The organism is Roseovarius sp. A46 (assembly GCF_004126395.1).
In the GTDB taxonomy this organism is placed as follows: Bacteria; Pseudomonadota; Alphaproteobacteria; order Rhodobacterales; family Rhodobacteraceae; genus Roseovarius; species Roseovarius nitratireducens.
The window spans coordinates 18071-35000 of sequence record NZ_PVWS01000001.1; the positions used below are offsets into that span (position 1 = coordinate 18071).

Genomic DNA, 16930 nt, shown 5'->3' on the forward strand with positions numbered 1-16930 from the left:
CAATCGCTTGCCCCGCCTGCCCGCGCGCCCTAAAACGGGCGCAAGTGTGTGGGCCGCGCCTTGATTACAAGGCGATGTAAGGGGCCGCCGGAAAAGTGTCAACGTCGCGCGCCAAAGGGCCATGCGGCGATCTGGATAAAGGATGATTTCCATGTTGCAACGGCTTCTTGCGCCCGTGCTTCTCGCTGCGCTCACCGCGGGTGTGCCCGCCGCCGCCCAGGATGAGCCCCCGCTCGACACGGTGATGGCCACCGTCGGCGAGACCGAGATCACCCTCGGCCACATGCTCGTCCTGCGCGGCACCCTGCCCGAGCAATACAACCAGATCCCCCCGGACGTGCTTTTCCGCGGCGTCCTCGATCAGCTTGTGCAGCAGGAGCTTCTCAGCCAATCCCACGAGGGCGCGCTGTCACGGGTCGCACAGCTTCGGCTGGACAACGAACAGCGCGCGATCGCCGCCTCCGAGGTGATCGGCGAGATCACCGGCGAGGCGGTCACCGACGAGGCGCTGCAAGCCGCCTATGACAGCGAATATACCGGGGCCGCCGAAGAGACCGAATATCGCGCTTCGCACATCCTCGTGGAGACCGAGGAGGAGGCCCAGGCGCTTGTCGAAGAGATCGCCGGCGGCGCCAATTTCGCGGCGTTGGCACAAGAGCATTCCACTGGCCCGTCCGGTCCATCGGGGGGCGAGCTCGGCTGGTTTGGCGCGGGCGTGATGGTGCCGGAATTCTCCGAGGCGGTGACAGCGCTCGACGTGGGCGAGGTCTCCGACCCGGTAAAGACCCAGTTCGGCTGGCATGTCATCAAGCTCAACGAGACCCGGGCGAAGGAAAAACCCGCGCTCGCCGACGTGCGCGACGAGCTTGCCGATACCCTGCGCCGTCAGGCGCTCGACGCCCATGTCGCGCAGCTCGAGGCCAACAGCGCGGTGGACCGCTCCGGCAGCGACGGCATGGACCCGGCGCTCATCAACCGGTTCGATCTTCTGGAGAACTGATCCAATGGGCAAATCCCTGCCGGTCTCGCCGCTCGCGCCGGACGCCTTCCCCGATCTGCCCGAAATCGGTGGTGTGCGGTTTGCCACCGCCGAGGCCGGGGTGCGCTATTCGGGTCGCACGGACGTGATGCTTGCCAGTCTCGCGCCGGGCACGTCGGTGGCCGGGGTGTTCACCCGCTCGGCCACGCGCTCGGCGGCGGTGCTCGACTGCCAGGCCAAGATCGGCGGCGACCCCGCGCAGGGCGCGGCGATCCTGGTCAATTCCGGCAATGCCAATGCCTTTACCGGACGGCGTGGCACAGCGGCGGTCGAGGCCGTGACCAACGCCACCGCCAAGCGGCTCGGCATTCCGTCCGACCGCGTCTTTACCGCCTCCACCGGCGTCATCGGAGAGCCGCTGGCGCACGACCGCGTCACCGCCTGCCTCGACGATCTCGCCACGCGCCTCGCACCCGGCGGCATCGCCGATGCCGCGCACGCGATCATGACCACCGACACCTTCCCAAAGGGCGCAACCGAGACCGTCATCATCGACGGGCAGCCGGTGCGAATCGCCGGAATCGCCAAGGGATCGGGCATGATCGCGCCCGACATGGCGACAATGCTGGTCTACATCTTCACCGACGCGGCGATGGAGCAGCCGGTGTTGCAGGACATGCTGAGCGTTCTCAACCGAACCACCTTCAACTGCATCACCGTCGACAGCGACACCTCCACCTCCGACACGCTCCTTATGGCGGCAACGGGGGCCTCCGGCATCCGGATTTCCGGTACCAATGTCGGCTTTATGGAGGCGCTGCGCCGGGTGATGCTCGACCTCGCGCAGCAGGTGGTGCGTGACGGTGAGGGGGCCACGAAATTCATCGAGGTCTCCGTGACCGGTGCCGCCTCGGACACCGAGGCGCATGTCCATGCGAAATCCATCGCCAATTCGCCACTGGTCAAGACCGCCATCGCCGGCGAAGACCCGAACTGGGGCCGCGTCGTCATGGCCGTGGGCAAGTCCGGCGCCCGCGCCGACCGCGACCGGCTGTCGATCTGGTTCGGCGAGCTGGAGGTCGCGCGCGATGGCGAAGTGAGCCCCAATCACGACGAGGACAAGGCCGCCGCCTACATGAAGAACGAGGAAATCGTGATTCATGTGGATCTCGGCCTTGGCGGCGGCACGGCGCGGGTCTGGACTTGCGATCTGACCCACGGCTATATCGAGATCAACGCGGATTACCGTTCGTGAAAACCGTATTGGTCTCGGCCGTGGCGCTCATCGACGTGGAGGGGCGCGTTTTGCTGGCGCAGCGCCCCGCGGGCAAGGCGATGGCGGGCCTGTGGGAGTTTCCCGGCGGCAAGGTCGAACCCGGAGAGACGCCCGAGGCCGCCCTGATCCGCGAGTTGCACGAAGAGCTCGGGATCGACACGTGGGCGTCGTGCCTCGCGCCGCTGACCTTCGCCAGCCATTCCTATGAAGATTTCCACCTTTTGATGCCGGTTTTTGCCTGCCGCAAATGGCAGGGAATCGCGCAGGGGCGCGAAGGACAGGCGCTCAAATGGGTGCGCGCGGGCGATCTGCGTTCCTACCCCATGCCCCCGGCCGACATCCCCCTCATCGCGATCCTTCGCGACTGGCTTTGACCGGGCACCACCCGACTCATCCCCAACGAAAAAGGGCGACCCGACGGGCCGCCCTCATTGTCATCTCGCCCACGCCGATCACGACAGCGAGCGCGTGACCTCCTCGCGCTCGAATATCTCGATCACGTCGCCCGGGCGGACATCCTCGTAATTCTCGAAGGCCATGCCGCATTCCTGACCCGAGATCACCTCGGCAACCTCGTCCTTGAACCGCTTGAGCGTCTTGAGCGTGCCCTCGTGGATCACCACGTCATCGCGCAACAGCCGCACCCCGGCAGACCGGCGCGCCACGCCCTCGGTAACGAGACAGCCCGCCACCTTGCCCACGTTCGAGACCTTGAACACCTCGCGAATCTCGGCATAGCCGATGAACTTCTCGCGAATTTCCGCGCCAAGCAGACCGCTCGCCGCCGCCTTCACGTCGTCCACCAGATCGTAGATCACCGAATAGTAGCGGATTTCCACGCCCTTCTGGTTAGCGCTGTTGCGCGCCGGCGCGTTGGCCCGCACGTTGAAGCCCAGAACCGGCGCGCCCGAGGCTTCGGCGAGCCCGATATCGGATTCGGTAATGGCGCCGACACCCGAGTGCAGCACGCGCACGCGCACTTCGTCGTTGCCGATCTTCTCCATCGCCTGAATGATCGCCTCGGCAGAACCCTGAACGTCGGCCTTGACCACGATGGGCAGTTCCTTGACGTTCTCGTCTTCCTTGGCCTTGGCCAACAGCTGCTCCAGCGAGGTACCTGCTCCGGCAGCGGCGCGCTTTTCCTTGGCAGCGTCGGCACGGTATTCAGCGATCTCGCGGGCCTGCCCCTCGGTGTCGACGACGTTGAGCACGTCGCCCGCCTCGGGTGTCCCGTTGAGCCCGAGCACCTCGACCGGCACCGACGGCCCGGCCTCCTTGACCCGCTCGCCCCGATCATTGATGAGCGCGCGCACTTTGCCGTACTGCTCGCCCACGACAAAGATGTCGCCCTGCCGAAGCGTGCCCTTCTGCACCAGGACCGTTGCCACGGGGCCACGGCCCACGTCGAGCTGCGCCTCGATCACGGCACCTTCGGCGGCGCGGTCAGGGTTGGCCTTGAGTTCAAGGATTTCCGACTGGAGCGCGATCGCCTCAAGCAATTCATCGAGGCCCTGCCCGGTGACAGCCGACACCTCGACATCCTGCACATCGCCCGACATCGCCTCGACGACCACCTCGTGGCGCAGCAGGTCCGAGCGGACCTTGTCCGGGTCAGCGGCGGGCAGATCGACCTTGTTGATCGCCACGATCATCGGCACCTTTGCCGCCTTGGCGTGGTTGATCGCCTCGACGGTCTGCGGCATCACCGCATCGTCGGCGGCCACGACAAGCACCACGATATCCGTGACCTGCGCCCCGCGCGACCGCATAGAGGTAAAGGCCGCGTGGCCCGGCGTATCGAGGAAGCTCAGCACCGCGCCACTGTCAGTGGTGACCTGGTAGGCGCCGATATGCTGGGTGATGCCCCCGGCCTCGCCCGCCACCACCTTGGCATCGCGGATCGCATCGAGAAGCGAAGTCTTGCCGTGATCCACGTGGCCCATGATGGTGATAACCGGCGGGCGCGGCTTGAGATCCTCGGGCTTGTCCTCGACCTGCGCGATCACGTCTTCCACGTCCGAGTCGCTCACGCGGACCACGCGGTGGCCGAATTCCTCGATGATGAGCTCGGCCGTATCGGCGTCGATCGCCTCATTCTGCGTGACCATCATGCCGTTCTGCATCAGCGCCTTGACCACGTCGCCCACGCGCTCGGCCATGCGGCCCGCAAGCTCCGAAACCACGATCACCTCGGGCAGTTGCACATCGCGAACGACCTTCTCGCGCTCCTGCGCGCCGCCCATCGCCTTCTGGCGCGCGCGCTCTTGCTTGCGCTTCATCGCGGCCATGCTCTTCTGGCGTCCGCCCTCGCCGCCCGAAAGCGCCTGGTTGAGCGTCAGCTTGCCCGAGCGGCGGCCATCTTCTCCGCCACGGCCCTTGCCGCGACGGGCGCCCTTGTCGTCGTCCTCACGCTTGCGCGGCGCGGGGGCGGACTTCGCAGGGGCCTGCCGGGCCGGCGCCGGATCGGGCGCGGCGGCCGCGGGCTTCGCGGTCTCCTGCTCGGCCTCGCGCTTGCGGCGCACATCCTCCTCGGTCTTTTGCCGTGCGCGCTCCTCGGCCTCGCGCTGCTCGCGCTCCTTGGCCTCGGCCTCGTCGCGGCGGCGCTGGCGCTCCTCCTCGCGGGCCTTTTCCTCGGCCTCGCGGCGGGCGGTGTCATCGGCCTCGCGCGCCTTGGCGGCGGCGAGCGCCTTCAGGCGACGTTCGAGCTCGGCCTCCGAGACGCCGGCGGGGCGCTTGTTGCTCCCGCTTCCGGCAGACGGCTTGCCGGACGCGCCCGCACCCATCCCCGCGCCCGGCTTGGGCACGACGACACGCTTGCGCTTGGTTTCCACCACGACGTTCTTTGTGCGCCCGTGGCTGAAGCTTTGCTTCACGTTCCCCGCACGGGGACCGCCACGCACACCCAGAGGTTTCTTTCCGTCGTTGTCGCTCATATTCTCTTACTTTCCTTTCCGGCGCGCAGTCCCGCCGTCCGAGACGCGCAGACCTTTCAGTCTTGCCGCCTCCTCTACAACACGTTGCGCCAAACCTCCATAGCCCAGCACGGCATGGATCGTTGTTTGACGGCTGAAAGCCTGTCCAAGCTCGTCGGCGGTGAGCCAACCAATATAGGTAGCACCCTCGGGTGTGCTCAAGCCCGACTTGCCGCGCTCCGAACCGTCGCTCGCCTGCAACAGGGCGCGCACGTCGCCGCGCATCAGCCGGTCCTTGACCTTCTCGTACCCGGCCACCGCACCGCCACCCTTGCGCGCGAGGCTGATGAGATTGATAACCCGCCGCGCGATGAGCCCCTCGACCAACGCGGCAAGGTCTTCGGGCACGGTCACCTGTTGCCGTGCAGCGCGAGCGAAAAGCCCCTTCTTCGCGGCGCGGTCGATCGCCGTACTGTCCGGTACCACGTAGATGCCGCGCCCCGGCAGCTTGGCCGCCACATCGGGGACAACCGCACCATCGGGCCCGACCACGAACCGCACCAGCGACGCCTTCGGACGTACCTCACCCGTTGCGATGCACTTGCGTTCTGGACCGTCCGCGCGATCCTTGGGTTGCCCTCCGCGACCCATGACTGTCCCCGGGGCCTGAGCGATCAGGCCCCGGTCTCCTCTTCGCTGTCCGGCGCCGCATCCGCGGCCTCACCGGTTTCTTCGGTCTGCGGCACGAGATCATCGGGATCGACCCAGCCGAGCATCACTCGCGCGGTCATCACCATGTCCTGCGCCTCTTCCAGCGACACCTCGAACGGCTCCAGTATCCCGTCATCCTTGACGCGCACGCCCCCATCCGTGGTCCATCCCCCGGCCAGCTCCCAGTCGGCGCAAGTGGCGAAGTCCTCCAGCGTCTTTACATCGTCCTGCGCCAGCGCCAGCACCATCTGCGGGCTCAGCCCCTCGAAACCGATGAGGCTGTCCTCGGCGCCCAGTGCGCGCGCCTTTTCCAGCGCTTCGGCGGCCTGCGCCTCGAGCACATCGCGCGCCCGCGCCTGAAGCTCCCCGGCGGTGTCTTCGTCGACCCCGTCGATGGTCAGAAGCTCGTCGACCTCGACATATGCCACCTCTTCGAGCGTGGTAAAGCCCTCGGCCACCAGCAACTGCGCAAAGAACTCGTCGAGATCGAGCGTGTCCATGAACAGCTTGGTGCGCTCCTCGAAATCCTTCTGCCGCCGCTCGCTGTCCTGCGCCTCGGTCATGATGTCGATATCGAGCCCGGTGAGCTGGCTCGCCAGCCGCACGTTCTGCCCGCGCCGCCCGATGGCGAGGCTGAGCTGATCCTCCGGGACCACGACCTCGATGCGCTGCGCGTCCTCGTCGATCACCACCTTGCTGACCTCGGCGGGCTGCAGCGCGTTGACGAGGAACGTGGCCTGGTCCTCGTTCCACGGGATGATGTCGATCTTCTCGCCCTGAAGCTCGTTGACCACCGCCTGCACGCGGCTGCCGCGCATGCCGACGCAGGCGCCAACCGGGTCGATCGAGCTGTCATAGCTGATCACCGCGATCTTGGCGCGGCTGCCGGGATCGCGGGCCACGGCCTTGATGTCGATAATGCCGTCGTAGATTTCCGGCACCTCCATCTTGAACAGCTCGGCCATGAATTCGGGCGCTGTGCGGCTGAGGAAGATTTGCGGCCCACGCTGCTCGCGGCGCACGTCCTTCACATAGGCGCGGATGCGCTCGCCGGGACGATAGGCCTCGCGGCCGATCTTCTCGTTGCGACGCAGCATCGCCTCGCCATAACCCTGAAGCTCGACGACGACGTTGCCATATTCCTCGCGCTTGACGACGCCGTTGATGATCGTGCCCGCGCGATCCTTGAACGCCTCGTATTGGCGGTCGCGCTCGGCCTCGCGCACCTTTTGCAGGATCACCTGCTTGGCGCTCTGCGCCGCGATCCGGCCCATCTCCACCGGCGGCACCGCCTCGTGAAACTCGTCGCCCGCCTGCGGCTCGCCCGCCTCGGCGGGGTCGATCCGCGCACCGTCGCGCAGCCAGAATTCGTCGCGCCCCGGCGCGGCGGGGACGAAATAAGCCTTGGCTTGATCGGGCGTAAACTCGGCCTGGTAATTCTCCAGCGCCTCTTCGTCGACCACGGTGCGCACGCGGGTGAATGCCGCGCGTCCGGTCTTGCGGTCAATCTTGACATGGATATCCATCTCGGCGCCGTAGCGGCTCTTGGCGGCCCGCGCGAGACTCTCCTCCATCGCGTCGATCACTAGGCCGGGGTCGATCATCTTCTCGCGCGCCACGGCTTCCGCGGTCTGCAAAAGCTCAAGCTGGTTGGCCGATGTGATTGCCATTCTCAGTCCTCCTCGGAACCGCTATCGGTTTCTATCTCGTCAAAATTCGTCTCGTCGATCACGCCCGCCGCCTTGCGTGCGCGCAGCATTTCGCGGATCAGCTCCTCGGTCAGGACAAGCTTGGCGTCGCTCAGCCAGTCGAATTGCAGGCCGATGGTGCCCTCGTCGACGTTGAGCATCACCTCGTCACCCTCGACGCCGGCCAGAACCCCCTTGAACCGCCGCCGCCCGTCGATCATCTCGGCGGTTTCGAGCTTGGCCTCGTAGCCCTCGAACTCCTCGAAATCCTTGAGCCGCGTCAGCGGCCGGTCGATGCCCGGGCTCGACACCTCGAGCGTATAGGCATCGGTGATCGGGTCCTCCACGTCGAGAACCGCGCTCACAGCCGTACTGATCTCGCCACACTCGTCCACTTCTATCCCGCCCTCGGGCCGGTCGGCCATGATCTGCAAGAGCTGCGTCTTGCCGCCCATCAGCCGCACGCGCACAAGCTCGAATCCCATGTCCTCGATCACCGGCGTGATGATCTCGGCCAGTCTGCGGTCAATGGCAGCCTTTGCGATGAGGTCGTTGGTCATTGGTCCAAACACAAAAAAACGGGCGCGCGGCCCGTTGTCTTACCCGGTGGAACCGGCGGAAAGCCCGCGGCGCCGCTGTCAATCGCGCATATAGGCCTCCACCGGGCGCTTTGCAAGCGGGGATTTTCAGGGTGCCTTGCCTCGCATCTCGCCCCAGCCCTCCGACTGCATCTCGCGCAACCGGCTCGCCGTGCGCGCGAACTCGAACGATCCCTCGCCCTCGACATAAAGGTATTCCGGCTCCGCCGCCGCGAGGCAGATCAGCTGCACCCGCGCCTCGTAAAGCGCGTCGATCAGCGTGACGAAGCGTTTCGCCTCGTTGAAGTTGGCCCGCCCCATTTGCGGGATGTTTTCCAGCACCAATAGCCGCACCGCCTGCGCCAGCGCGAGGTAATCCGCCGGGCCCAGGGGGCAGCCGCACAGATCGTAGAACGTCGCCCGCGCAACGCCGTTGTGAAATGCCGGGATCGTTACCGCGCGCTTGTTGACGATGATGTCGTGCGGCGCGGCGCGGCCCCCGGTCAGGTCTTGCCAGATCGTTTCTATACTGGCCCGGTTCTCCGCGTTCACCGGCGTGAAATACACGCCGCCCCCTGCGAGCCGATCCTGTCGATAATCCGTCGGCCCGGACATTTCGCGCACCACCATCCGCTCCTTCACCAACCCGATAAAGGGCAGGAAGAGCTGCCGGTTAAGCCCGTTCTCGTATAGGTCATCGGGTACCCGGTTGGACGTAGTCACCACCACCACCCCGGCCTCGAACAGTGCCGCGAACAGCCGCCCGACGATCATCGCGTCGGTAATGTCGGTGATCTGCATTTCGTCAAAGGCCAGGAGCCGCACAGAGCGTGCCACCTCCGCCGCCACCGGCGCCAGCGCATCCGATTCGCCCCGCGCCCGCGCAGCATGAAGCCCGGCATGGATTTCCTGCATGAAGGCGTGAAAATGTACCCGCCGCTTGGGAACATCGATGCTGTCCGCGAACATGTCCATCAGCATCGACTTGCCGCGTCCGACGCCCCCCCAGAGATAAAGCCCCTTGGGCGGCTCGGGCGCACGACGGAACCAGCCGCGCCGCTGCGGCTCTGCCAATGCCGCGCGGATACGCTCGAATTCCGGCAGGACGTCCTCCTGCGCCGGGTCGCGCAACAGCGCACCCTCGGCCACGAGACGCTCATAGATATCGGGCAAGGTATCCATCACATGCGGCCTGTCGCGTTCCCGGCGCTCAGTGTCGGTCCGCCAGCCGCGCCATGACGCCCACCAGCTCGGCGCTGATGCCCGGCTCCGACAGCGCGTGCCCCGCCATCGGCACCATCCGCAGATCGCAGGACGGCCAGCGCGCGGCCAGCCGGTGCGCCGAAGCGGGCGGGCAAATCATGTCATAGCGGCCCTGCACGATGGTGCCCGGTACCTCCGCGATCAGGTGCATGTGATTGAGAATGTGTCCGTCCTTCTCCAGGAACCCGCGGTTGCGGAAATAATGGTTCTCCAGCCGGGCAAAGGCGCGGGCGTAATCGGCGGGCGCGTCGCCGCCGGTGCCGGTGGATTGCACGGTGGCCAGCGCATTTTCCCATGCCGACCACGCCTTGGCATGGGCGATCTCCTCGGCCATGTCCCCGGAAAACAGCCGTTTGTTGTAGGCGGCGATCAAATCGCCACGCTCGGCCTCGGGGATGAGCGCGACAAATCGCGCCCAAGTTTCCGGCCAGAACGCCGCCGCCCCCCCGCCATAGAACCAGTCGAGCTCGGCCTGCGTCATGGTGAACACGCCGCGCAGGACCAGGTGCCGTGCCCGGTCGGGATGGGTCTGTGCATAGAGCAGCGCCAGCGTCGCCCCCCAGCTTCCGCCGAACACGATCCAACGCTCGATGCCCAGCGCCTCGCGGATACGCTCGATATCGGCCACCAGATGCCAGGTCGTATTGGCCTCGATGCTGGCATGGGGCTTTGAGCGGCCGCACCCGCGCTGATCGAAAAGCACGATCCGATAGACGTTCGGGTCGAAATACCGCCGCATCGCCGGGCTCGACCCGCCCCCCGGTCCGCCATGCAGCACGACCACCGGCACGCCGTCGGCGCGCCCCGATTGCTCGACATAGACGGAATGCCCGTCGCCCACGTCCAGCATCCGTCGGTCGAACGGCTCCACCGGCGGGTAGAGGTATTGCACTGCGCTCTTATGGCTCGCGACTCTGTCCATTCCCGTCCTATATACCGCCCATGTCCCATTGAGCCACAGGGAGACGGGAATGCAAACCGCCCAGAGCACGATCAACCCCGCCGAAGTCGCGAAATTCGAGGCGATGGCCGCCGAATGGTGGGATCCCGACGGCAAGTTCAAGCCGCTGCACATGCTCAATCCCTGCCGACTTGACTACATCGCCGCGCAGATCGCCGCCGAATTCGGTCGCGACCTGACCGCCGAGCAGCCCCTTGAGGGGCTGCGCCTGCTCGATATCGGCTGCGGCGGCGGGCTGCTGAGCGAGCCGATGGCGCGGCTCGGGGCCGATGTCGTCGGCGCCGATGCCGCGCCGCGCAACATCCCCGTCGCGCAGGTCCATGCGGAACAGTCGGGGCTCGATATCGACTACCGCCACACCACCGCCGAGGACATGGCCGCCGCCGGCGAGCGCTTCGATGTCGTGCTCAACATGGAGGTGGTCGAGCATGTCTCCGACCCGCTCGGCTACCTCACCGCCTGCTACGATCTGCTTCGCCCCGGCGGGCTGCACATCTGTTCCACCATCAACCGCAATGCCAAGAGCTTTGCGATGGCCATCGTCGGCGCCGAATACGTCATGCGGTGGCTGCCCAAGGGCACGCATGAATGGTCGAAATTCATCACGCCCGATGAGCTGTTTGCCCTGCTCGGGCAGGCGGGGTTCGACCCGGTGGATCGCAAGGGGTTCGTGTTCAACCCTGTGACATGGCAATGGCGGCTCTCCGACCGTGACCTGAGCGTGAATTACGTAACCAGCAGCCTGCGCCCGGCCTGAGCCTACCGGTTCCACATCGCCCTGTCGCCCATCCCGGCGACAAACGCTTCGTGCGCCGCACGCTCGGCCTCGGTCAGCCGGGGGGCAAGCGGACGCGGACGCGGACCGGGACGCCAGTTTGCGTCACCGTTCCCGCCCGATCCGCCCACTCCGGCCCTCGGATCGGCGCTCAGCGCAAAATCCGGCTGACGGCCCCCGATCAACTCCAGGTACACCTCGGCGAGGATCTCGGAATCGAGCAGCGCTCCGTGCAGCGTGCGCGCCGTATTGTCGATCCCGAAGCGGCGGCACAGGGCGTCGAGCGAGGCAGGCGCGCCGGGATACTTCTTCCGCGCCATGGCCAGCGTGTCGATGGCCCGGTTCATCGGCAGCGGCACGAGACTGCACCATTCCAGCTCGGCATTCAGGAACTTCATGTCGAAACTTGCATTGTGGATCACCAGCCGCGCGTCACCCACGAACTCGAGAAATTGCGCGCCGATCTCGGCAAAAAGCGGCTTGTCGCGCAGAAAATCATCGCCCAGCCCATGAACGGCAAAGGCTTCCTCGGGCATCGGGCGCTTGGGGTTGATGTATTGATGATACGTGCGCCCCGTCGGCATGTGATTGTAGAGTTCGACCGCACCGATCTCGACCACGCGATGCCCTTCCACCGGTTCAAGTCCGGTGGTCTCGGTATCCAGAACGATCTCACGCATCGCTTCGCCCCTCCCTGATCTCTGCCAGTGTCTCCCGCACCTGCGCGCGCGCATGATCCATCGTGTCGGTCTCGATCACGTAATCCGCGCGCGCCCGCTTCTCGGTATCCGGCACCTGTCGGGCCAGAATCGTCTCGAAATCCGCTTCGCTCATCGTATCCCGCGCCAGGACCCGCGCGCGCTGCACCTCGGGCGCCACGCTCACGACCGCCACCGCGTCGAGACCATCCTCGGCACCCGTCTCATAGAGCAGAGGAATATCGAGTACCGTCACATCAGCCTCCTGCCTCGCGACGAAATCCGCCCGGTCCTGCGCCACCAGCGGATGGATGATCGCCTCGATCTGCGTCAGCGCCTCGGGATCACCGGCGATGATCGCCCGCAGCCGCCCGCGATCCACCGCGCCCTCTACCACCGCCCCGGGAAAGGCGGCAGCGATCGGCGCCACCCCAGCACCGCCCCGCGCGTATAGCCGATGCACCGCCGCATCCGCATCCCAGACCGCACAGCCTTCATCGGCAAAGAGCCGCGCCGTGATCGATTTGCCCATCCCGATAGAGCCCGTCAGCCCGAGCCGGAATGTCATCGCAGCGCCGCCGCGCGCGTCGCCGCGTCCACCTCCGGGCGTGTGCCAAACCACCGCTCGAACGCAGGCACCGCCTGATGGATCAGCATACCCAGCCCGTCCACCGCGACGCACCCCGCCTTCTCCGCCTCCATGAGCAGCCGCGTCTGAAGCGGCGCGTAAACGAGATCGGTCACCACCGCGCCCTTGCGCAGCCCATCCAGAGGCACACGCAGCGGCGGGCTCCCAACCATGCCCAGCGAGGTCGTGTTGACAACCGTCACCGCCTCTTCGAGCATGTTGCCCGCCTGCACCCAGTCGATCACGGTCACCCTGCGGCCGAATTGCTGCTGCAAACCCTCGGCCCGGGGCCGCGTGCGGTTGGACAGCAGGATCTCCGGCACGCCCACATCCAGAAGCGCCGCGATCACCGCCCGCGCCGCGCCGCCGGCGCCCAGCACAGCGGCGGGTCCGCTCTCCGGTTTCCAGTCCGGCGCGGCCTGTCTCAGGTTCTCGATAAAGCCGTAGCCGTCGGTATTGTCCGCCTGTATCTTGCCGTCCTCACGAAACACCAGCGTGTTGGCCGCACCGATGATCGTGGCACGGTCGGTCACCAGGTCGGCCAGTTCCAGCGCCCGCTCCTTGTGCGGCACCGTGATGTTGACGCCACGAAACCCCATCTTCGGCAGGGTCCGCAACACCACCTCGAGATCAGCATTCGCCACGTCCATCGGGATGTAAAACCCCGGGATCCCCAATGTTTTGAGCCAGTGGGTATGAAGCTGCGGCGAACGCGAATGCGCGACCGGCGATCCGATGACACCGGCAAGGGGGATACGGTCATGGCTCATCTTGGCAGGTCTCCACGCAAGGTCAGAAAGGCCAGGAGGTCGAGTAGCGGCAGGCCCAGAACCGTGAAATAATCGCCTTCCACGCCGGAAAACAAGCGCACACCCTCCGCCTCGAGTTTATAGGCCCCGACGCATTCGGCAACATCGGGCCAGTTGCGGTCAAGATAGCCATTCAGCCAATCGTCGGAGAAATCCCTCACGCGCATCCGCGCGCGTCCCACATGCCGCCACACCGGCGCGCCATTCTCGCAGATCACCGCTGCCGACAGAAGATCATGCGCGCGCCCCCGCATCTCACGAAGTTGCGCGCGTGCCTCGCCGATATCAGCGGGTTTCGACAGCAGGCGCCCACCGAGATCAAGCACCTGGTCACAGCCCAGCACCAGCCGACCGGGCATCTTCTGGCTCACCCGCCGCGCCTTCATCTCTGCCAGCGCATCGGCAATGTCTCGTGGTGCGACGCCGTCGGACAGCAACGAATCGCGCAGCGTCGCCTCGTCCACGCGCGCGGGGCTGACAACGATCCGAAGGCCGGCATTTTCAAGCAATGTGCGCCGGATCGCCGAGCCGGAAGCAAGGACAAGTTCAAAATTCATGGGGATAACCTGATGACAAAATCCGTGACGGATCAACCCTTCACGGCTGACGGTGCAGGACAACAGATTGGGCGATCCGTTTCGCCGCGTTGGTCTACAGGTTGTTCCGCTATGGACAAGGATGAAATCACGCTGTGGACAACCCAGGACTCAAGAACTATCCACAGGATACCCTGACACAATCTTAAGGATTTTTAGTATATAATCTATTATTTTCATTGAATAATATTTCTCACACCAAACTATTCACCAATAATGCCCCGCGATACGCACAGCCTTATCCCCGAGTGGACAAACCCGGTGACAATGGCATAATCCACAATGCCCTACGTCCCCTACAACATCATCATTCTCCTATAATTCTATTATATTTTGGTTAAACGCGGTCGCCTCGTCCGACGCTTGACCTCAGCGGCTGTGAGGCCTAAGACAGCACGAGCCGCCGTCCGGTGGTCCTGAAATCCCCATATGATCCGTCCCTGGCCCTCATGGGTCCCGGCACCAATCGAGGCCTGTCATGTCCGAAGACCGTTTGAATCTCGCCGAACTCAAAGCGATGACCGCCAAGGACCTGCTCAACATCGCCGAAGAGCTGGAGATCGAGAACGCCTCGACCATGCGCAAGGGCGAGATGATGTTCTCGATCCTCAAGGAACGTGCCGAGGAAGGATGGGTGATCTTCGGCGACGGCGTACTCGAAGTGCTTCAGGACGGCTTTGGCTTCCTGCGTTCGCTCGAGGCCAACTACCTCCCCGGGCCTGACGATATCTACGTCTCGCCCGACATGATCCGGCAATTCTCGTTGCGCACCGGCGATACCATCGAGGGCGAGATTCGTCAGCCCGACGACACAGAGCGGTATTTCGCGCTTACTTCCGTCACCCAGATCAACTTCCAGGATCCGGATCGCGCGCGCCACAAGATCGCGTTTGAAAACCTCACGCCGCTCTACCCCGATGAACGGCTTCGGATGGAGATCGAGGATCCCACGATCAAGGACCGCTCCGCGCGGCTCATCGACCTTGTCGCGCCCATCGGCAAGGGGCAGCGCTCGCTGATCGTGGCGCCGCCGCGCACGGGTAAAACGGTGCTGTTGCAGAACATTGCCAACAGCATCGCGAAGAACCACCCCGAGTGCTATCTCATCGTGCTGTTGATCGACGAACGACCCGAAGAGGTCACTGACATGCAGCGCTCGGTCAAGGGTGAGGTCATCAGTTCGACCTTCGACGAACCCGCCACGCGCCACGTCGCCGTCTCCGACATGGTCATCGAAAAGGCCAAGCGCCTTGTCGAGCACAAGCGCGATGTGGTCATCCTGCTCGATTCGATTACGCGCCTCGGCCGCGCCTTCAACACGGTCGTGCCGTCCTCGGGCAAGGTGCTCACCGGTGGTGTCGATGCCAACGCCCTGCAACGCCCCAAGCGGTTCTTTGGCGCCGCGCGCAATATCGAGGAGGGCGGATCGCTCACCATCGTTGCCACCGCCCTGATCGAGACCGGCAGCCGCATGGACGAGGTGATCTTCGAGGAATTCAAGGGCACCGGCAACTCCGAGATCGTGCTCGACCGCAAGGTGGCCGACAAGCGCGTGTTCCCGGCGATCGACATCCTCAAGTCCGGCACGCGCAAGGAAGAGCTGCTTATCGACAAGCTTGAGCTGCAAAAGACCTTCGTCCTGCGCCGTATCCTCAACCCGATGGGCACCACCGACGCGGTAGAGTTCCTGCTCGGCAAGCTCAAGCAGACCAAGTCGAATGCCGAGTTCTTCGATTCGATGAATACCTGAGCATAGGCACGTCATCGCGATGGAGACGATCTTTGCCCTCTCCACGGCCCCCGGCAAGTCGGGTATCGCGGTCATTCGTCTCTCCGGCCCAGAGGTCGCATCCGCCGCGCGCGCGGTCTGCGGCGGGCTGCCCGCCCCCCGGCAGGCGAGCTTGCGCGTGCTGCGCGATCAGGACGGGGCGCGGCTGGACGAGGCGGTTGTGCTCTACTTTCCTGAAGGCGCGAGTTTTACTGGCGAGTCGGTGCTCGAGTTTCAGACACATGGCAGCGCGGCGGTCATTTCTGCCTTGCTGCGCCATCTTGGCGCCCTGCCCGGTCTGCGCGCCGCAGATCCCGGAGAGTTCACGCGCCGCGCGCTGTCCAACGGTCGCCTCGACCTGACGCAGGTCGAGGCGTTGGCCGATCTTCTGGACTCGGAAACCGAGGCGCAACGGCGCCAGGCGATGCGCGTATTCTCCGGTTCCCTCGGTAAGAAATGCGCCGAGTGGCGCGCGGCCCTGGTCCGGGCGCTGGCGCTTCTGGAGGTGACCATCGACTTCGCCGACGAGGAAGTGCCCGTCGATGTCTTTCCCGAGGTCCGGACGTTGCTCGCCTCGGTCAAATCCGGCCTCGACGCGGAAATCTCCGGCTTCGCCGTGGCCGAGCGCATCCGCTCCGGCTTCGAGGTGGCAATCCTCGGCGCGCCGAATGCTGGCAAGTCGACCTTGCTCAACACGCTTGCCGGGCGCGAGGCGGCGATCACCTCCGAGCACGTCGGAACCACCCGTGACGTGATCGAGGTGCGGATGGATCTCGGTGGCCTGCCTGTTACGCTTCTCGACACGGCCGGTCTTCGCGAGACCGCCGATGCGGTGGAGTCCATCGGCATCGCCCGCGCCCGTGACCGCGCCGCCGCCGCCGATCTGCGAGTGTTTCTCGACGACGGCACCCAGGATTTCGATGAGTTGCGACAGGCGGATGACATCACCTTGCGGGCCAAGGCTGATCTCGCCCCCGAAGAGGGCGAGGGCGTCTCCGGCCTCACGGGGCTGGGCGTGGACCGCCTCGTCGCCCGCATTGCCGAAACCCTCGGGGCGAGGGCGCAAGGTGGCGGCATGGCCATCCGCGCGCGCCACGAATCGGCCATGCGCAGCGGCAGCTCGTCCCTCGACGCGGCGCTCCTTGCTCTTGACGGGGGCGAGGCCGCGACCGATATCGCTGCCGAAGAGGTTCACGCCGCTGTCCGCGCGCTCGATTCTCTGGTAGGACGCATCGGTGTGGAGACGGTGCTCGGCGAGATTTTCGCGAGCTTCTGCCTTGGCAAGTGA

The 16930-nt window shown here is 65.4% G+C and carries 16 protein-coding genes; 6 read left to right on the top strand and 10 right to left on the bottom strand.

What is annotated here, in order from left to right:
• Positions 1 to 151 precede the first annotated feature (151 nt).
• From C6W92_RS00090 to mutT, 3 genes are read left to right on the top strand one after another with little or no spacing between them, the layout of a single operon-like run.
• A complete protein-coding gene (locus C6W92_RS00090) occupies positions 152 to 1000 on the top strand; it encodes a peptidylprolyl isomerase (RefSeq protein WP_129431054.1) in 849 nt (282 codons plus the stop codon).
• Positions 1001 to 1004: 4 nt separating this feature from the next.
• Positions 1005 to 2234, top strand: a complete 1230-nt coding sequence (gene argJ / locus C6W92_RS00095; protein WP_129431055.1) for a bifunctional glutamate N-acetyltransferase/amino-acid acetyltransferase ArgJ — start codon at positions 1005 to 1007, stop codon at positions 2232 to 2234.
• On the top strand, positions 2231 to 2629 hold the full coding sequence (gene mutT, locus C6W92_RS00100) for an 8-oxo-dGTP diphosphatase MutT (protein ID WP_129431056.1): 399 nt from the start codon (positions 2231 to 2233) through the stop codon (positions 2627 to 2629). Before argJ ends, mutT begins: the two co-directional genes overlap by 4 nt.
• A gap of 78 nt (positions 2630 to 2707) precedes the next feature.
• Here mutT and infB read toward each other — a convergent pair whose 3' ends face one another.
• From infB to pip, 6 genes are all read right to left on the bottom strand, one after another.
• Positions 2708 to 5188 (bottom strand): translation initiation factor IF-2, encoded by a 2481-nt coding sequence (gene infB / locus C6W92_RS00105; RefSeq protein ID WP_129431057.1) that lies wholly within the window; start codon positions 5186 to 5188, stop codon positions 2708 to 2710.
• 6 nt (positions 5189 to 5194) lie between these two features.
• Entirely contained in the window at positions 5195 to 5818 is a 624-nt protein-coding gene (locus C6W92_RS00110; RefSeq protein WP_129431058.1) for an RNA-binding protein, read from the bottom strand.
• A gap of 23 nt (positions 5819 to 5841) precedes the next feature.
• Positions 5842 to 7548, bottom strand: coding sequence for a transcription termination factor NusA (gene nusA, locus C6W92_RS00115; RefSeq protein ID WP_129431059.1), 1707 nt, complete (start codon positions 7546 to 7548; stop codon positions 5842 to 5844).
• Between the two features lie 2 nt (positions 7549 to 7550).
• The gene (gene rimP, locus C6W92_RS00120) at positions 7551 to 8126 is read right to left on the bottom strand and encodes a ribosome maturation factor RimP (RefSeq protein WP_129431060.1); all 576 of its coding nucleotides are present in this window, start codon (positions 8124 to 8126) and stop codon (positions 7551 to 7553) included.
• Between the two features lie 126 nt (positions 8127 to 8252).
• The gene (zapE, locus tag C6W92_RS00125) at positions 8253 to 9326 is read right to left on the bottom strand and encodes a cell division protein ZapE (RefSeq protein ID WP_129431061.1); all 1074 of its coding nucleotides are present in this window, start codon (positions 9324 to 9326) and stop codon (positions 8253 to 8255) included.
• A 28-nt stretch (positions 9327 to 9354) separates the two neighbouring features.
• Positions 9355 to 10329 carry a prolyl aminopeptidase gene (pip, locus tag C6W92_RS00130; protein WP_129431062.1) on the bottom strand — a complete coding sequence of 325 codons (975 nt, stop codon included), beginning with the start codon at positions 10327 to 10329 and terminating at the stop codon, positions 9355 to 9357.
• A 49-nt stretch (positions 10330 to 10378) separates the two neighbouring features.
• Here pip and ubiG point away from each other — a divergent pair, with 49 nt between their 5' ends.
• On the top strand, positions 10379 to 11125 hold the full coding sequence (gene ubiG, locus C6W92_RS00135; protein ID WP_129431063.1) for a bifunctional 2-polyprenyl-6-hydroxyphenol methylase/3-demethylubiquinol 3-O-methyltransferase UbiG: 747 nt from the start codon (positions 10379 to 10381) through the stop codon (positions 11123 to 11125).
• Between the two features lie 2 nt (positions 11126 to 11127).
• Here the strand turns inward: ubiG and dnaQ are convergent, their stop codons facing one another.
• From dnaQ to C6W92_RS00155, 4 genes are read right to left on the bottom strand one after another with little or no spacing between them, the layout of a single operon-like run.
• Positions 11128 to 11823 carry a DNA polymerase III subunit epsilon gene (dnaQ, locus tag C6W92_RS00140; protein ID WP_129431064.1) on the bottom strand — a complete coding sequence of 232 codons (696 nt, stop codon included), beginning with the start codon at positions 11821 to 11823 and terminating at the stop codon, positions 11128 to 11130.
• Complete coding sequence (coaE, locus tag C6W92_RS00145; protein WP_129431065.1) at positions 11816 to 12409, bottom strand: dephospho-CoA kinase; 594 nt, start codon at positions 12407 to 12409, stop codon at positions 11816 to 11818. The genes dnaQ and coaE overlap by 8 nt, the downstream gene beginning before the upstream one ends.
• On the bottom strand, positions 12406 to 13239 hold the full coding sequence (locus tag C6W92_RS00150) for a shikimate dehydrogenase (RefSeq protein ID WP_129431066.1): 834 nt from the start codon (positions 13237 to 13239) through the stop codon (positions 12406 to 12408). The genes coaE and C6W92_RS00150 overlap by 4 nt, the downstream gene beginning before the upstream one ends.
• Positions 13236 to 13835, bottom strand: coding sequence for a Maf family protein (locus C6W92_RS00155; protein ID WP_129431067.1), 600 nt, complete (start codon positions 13833 to 13835; stop codon positions 13236 to 13238). The genes C6W92_RS00150 and C6W92_RS00155 overlap by 4 nt, the downstream gene beginning before the upstream one ends.
• 517 nt (positions 13836 to 14352) lie before the next feature.
• On the opposite strand from C6W92_RS00155, the gene rho reads away from it, so the two are divergent.
• On the top strand, positions 14353 to 15624 hold the full coding sequence (rho, locus tag C6W92_RS00160; protein WP_206735479.1) for a transcription termination factor Rho: 1272 nt from the start codon (positions 14353 to 14355) through the stop codon (positions 15622 to 15624).
• Positions 15625 to 15643: 19 nt separating this feature from the next.
• Positions 15644 to 16930: a tRNA uridine-5-carboxymethylaminomethyl(34) synthesis GTPase MnmE gene (gene mnmE, locus C6W92_RS00165; RefSeq protein ID WP_129431068.1), complete on the top strand. Its 1287-nt coding sequence runs from the start codon at positions 15644 to 15646 to the stop codon at positions 16928 to 16930.

What these genes read in the sequence shown, in the direction of transcription:
- C6W92_RS00090 (WP_129431054.1), top strand. Translation starts at nt 152, where the DNA reads ATGTTGCAACGGCTTCTTGCGCCCGTGCTTCTCGCTGCGCTCACCGCG.
- argJ (WP_129431055.1), top strand. Translation starts at nt 1,005, where the DNA reads ATGGGCAAATCCCTGCCGGTCTCGCCGCTCGCGCCGGACGCCTTCCCC.
- infB (WP_129431057.1), bottom strand. Translation starts at nt 5,188, where the DNA reads ATGAGCGACAACGACGGAAAGAAACCTCTGGGTGTGCGTGGCGGTCCC.
- C6W92_RS00110 (WP_129431058.1), bottom strand. Translation starts at nt 5,818, where the DNA reads ATGGGTCGCGGAGGGCAACCCAAGGATCGCGCGGACGGTCCAGAACGC.
- nusA (WP_129431059.1), bottom strand. Translation starts at nt 7,548, where the DNA reads ATGGCAATCACATCGGCCAACCAGCTTGAGCTTTTGCAGACCGCGGAA.
- rimP (WP_129431060.1), bottom strand. Translation starts at nt 8,126, where the DNA reads ATGACCAACGACCTCATCGCAAAGGCTGCCATTGACCGCAGACTGGCC.
- zapE (WP_129431061.1), bottom strand. Translation starts at nt 9,326, where the DNA reads ATGGATACCTTGCCCGATATCTATGAGCGTCTCGTGGCCGAGGGTGCG.
- pip (WP_129431062.1), bottom strand. Translation starts at nt 10,329, where the DNA reads ATGGACAGAGTCGCGAGCCATAAGAGCGCAGTGCAATACCTCTACCCG.
- ubiG (WP_129431063.1), top strand. Translation starts at nt 10,379, where the DNA reads ATGCAAACCGCCCAGAGCACGATCAACCCCGCCGAAGTCGCGAAATTC.
- dnaQ (WP_129431064.1), bottom strand. Translation starts at nt 11,823, where the DNA reads ATGCGTGAGATCGTTCTGGATACCGAGACCACCGGACTTGAACCGGTG.
- coaE (WP_129431065.1), bottom strand. Translation starts at nt 12,409, where the DNA reads ATGACATTCCGGCTCGGGCTGACGGGCTCTATCGGGATGGGCAAATCG.
- C6W92_RS00150 (WP_129431066.1), bottom strand. Translation starts at nt 13,239, where the DNA reads ATGAGCCATGACCGTATCCCCCTTGCCGGTGTCATCGGATCGCCGGTC.
- C6W92_RS00155 (WP_129431067.1), bottom strand. Translation starts at nt 13,835, where the DNA reads ATGAATTTTGAACTTGTCCTTGCTTCCGGCTCGGCGATCCGGCGCACA.
- rho (WP_206735479.1), top strand. Translation starts at nt 14,353, where the DNA reads ATGTCCGAAGACCGTTTGAATCTCGCCGAACTCAAAGCGATGACCGCC.
- mnmE (WP_129431068.1), top strand. Translation starts at nt 15,644, where the DNA reads ATGGAGACGATCTTTGCCCTCTCCACGGCCCCCGGCAAGTCGGGTATC.